A 2,182-nucleotide genomic window follows, 5' to 3' on the forward strand; every position below is an offset into this window, starting at 1 on the left:
CAGCTGAAGACCCGCCCGCCCACCCGCCGATACACTGCGGCAATGACCGCCGAGGAAAGCTCTTACGCCTTTATCGCCCAAGTTCCGGTCCGCTGGTCGGATATGGACGCCTTCGGTCATATCAACCATGCGCGGATGGTCACCCTGATGGAAGAAGCCCGCATTCAGTGGCTGCTCAGCGCCGGCGAAAAGTACGCGCCGCTAATCAAGAGCGCAATGATCGTGCACGTCGAGATCCGATATCAGGCACAGCTCCGGCACGACGACAGTCCACTCTCGATTGCCATGTGGATTACCGGCCACCGCAACGTCGACTTCACCATCGGCTACGAGATTCGCCGCGCGAGCGCGGGCTACGACACCAAGCCAGCGTGCGTAGCGAGTACGCAGATGGCGGTCGTCGATCTCGAGGCGCACACGCTGCGCCGGATGACGGTCGCCGAGAAGGGCTACCTCGCAGAGCTGGGCCGCATCGGCGAGTAGCGGAGGAGGGCGGGTGACCGAGGAGACAGCGGAGGCGGGACCAATCTCCCTGGAGACTGAGGCAAGCCTTCATTTACCCTGGGACTAGCACAACGCCGTGCCGGAACGTTCAGAGAAGTAGCAAATGAGGTCCTGTCATGACACCGCTTTCGGAGGTCGCCGTCGGCGCGACGGCGACAATCCTCGAATTCTCCGACGACTGCCCGACGCCGGTACGCCAGCGACTCGCCAGCCTCGGCTTCCACAACGCCGCGACCGTGAGCAAACTCCGGCGCGCTCCGCTCGGCGATCCGAGCGTCTACCAGGTGATGGGCTACGAGATGTGCCTACGCAATCGCGAGGCGCGGTACCTCCAGTGCGAACTACACGGCGATGAGTGACTGTTGCGCGCCAGGCGGCTTCACCGGCAGCGCCGACCCCGGCCGCACGCACGCGCACGAGCAGTCCTGCCTGCATCACGGCGGCGGCCTCACCGAACCGGCTGCAGACGACACCCGCAAACGGATCGCGCTGATCGGCAGCCCGAACGCGGGCAAGACGTCAATCTTCAACGGGCTCACTGGCCTTCGCCTGAAGACCGGCAACTACCCGGGTGTCACCGTCACCCGCTCGGTCGGCCGGATGACCGTGCGCCCGGCCTCGCCGGAGCCGACCGCAACCGGTGCCGAAGCCGATGCTGGCGCCGATGCCGATGCCGATGCCGTTGCGCCCACCCGAACCAAAATCAAGCATGCTCACCAGCACGCCTACCTCGAAGACCTACCCGGCACCTACAGCCTGACCCCGATCTCACCGGACGAACAAGTCGTCGCCGACCTACTAAACGACAACCTGCCCGGTGTCGAGCGACCGGACGCCGCACTCGTGATCGCCGATGTCACGGTGCTCGAGCGCTCCCTCGCACTGATCGGCGAGACCATGAACCTGGGTATCCCGGTGGCCGTCGCCCTGACGATGAGCGACGAGATGGAACGGCGCGGTGGGCACGTCGATGCCGCCGCGCTGGAACAGGCACTGGGTGTCCCGGTACGCGCGGTGATCGGCACCAAGAGCTCCACCTTGGCGCCGGTGCGGGAACTGCTCGCCGACCCCGACGCGTGGCTGCAGCCGCCCGTGCCGCCCCCGGCCGTGCCGGGCGCTGAACGGGCGGACTGGGTGAGGTCGACGCTCACCGCGGCGAACTATCACCCCCCGCGCCGGCATTCGAAGACCACCGCCATCGACCGGCTGCTGCTGCATCCACTGCTCGGCACCCTGATCTTCCTGGCCGTGATGTTCGGCTTCTTCCAGGTGATCTTCACCGTGGCCGCGCCGTTGCAGGGCTACATCGAAGAGTTCTTCGGATGGCTCGGAGGGCTGGTCGCCGAGCATGTGAGTCCTCCCCTGCTCGCCGATTTCCTCGGCACCGCGCTGATCGGCGGTGTCGGCGGCATCCTCGTATTCGTCCCGCAGATCATGCTGATGTTCCTGCTGATCTCCCTGTTGGAGAGTGTGGGCTACATGTCCCGAGCGGCATTCCTCACCGACCGCGTGATGAGTCGCGCCGGTTTGGAGGGCCGCGCCTTCGTCGCGATGCTCAGCTCCTTTGCCTGCGCAGTTCCGGGCATCATGGCCGCCCGCACGCTGCCGTCGTCCCGTGATCGGATCGCTGTCGCCGTCACCGCACCGTTGATGACCTGTTCGGCCCGGATTCCGGTGT

Annotated in this window: 3 protein-coding genes; all 3 read left to right on the plus strand. The window is 65.9% G+C overall.

All coding sequences use genetic code 11. The annotated features are described in order from the left end of the window. Positions 1 to 42 precede the first annotated feature (42 nt). Positions 43 to 483, plus strand: a complete 441-nt coding sequence (locus tag WAW85_RS13110; RefSeq protein ID WP_422560049.1) for an acyl-CoA thioesterase — start codon at positions 43 to 45, stop codon at positions 481 to 483. A gap of 137 nt (positions 484 to 620) precedes the next feature. Beyond that, positions 621 to 863, plus strand: coding sequence for a FeoA family protein (locus WAW85_RS13115; RefSeq protein WP_422560047.1), 243 nt, complete (start codon positions 621 to 623; stop codon positions 861 to 863). Further along, positions 856 to 2,182 (plus strand): FeoB small GTPase domain-containing protein (locus WAW85_RS13120; RefSeq protein WP_422560048.1); only part of this gene is annotated, 1,327 nt, incomplete at its 3' end. The genes WAW85_RS13115 and WAW85_RS13120, both read left to right, overlap by 8 nt.

Origin of the sequence: Gordonia sp. (in: high G+C Gram-positive bacteria), assembly GCF_049299075.1 — a bacterium.
In the GTDB taxonomy this organism is placed as follows: Bacteria; Actinomycetota; Actinomycetes; order Mycobacteriales; family Mycobacteriaceae; genus Gordonia.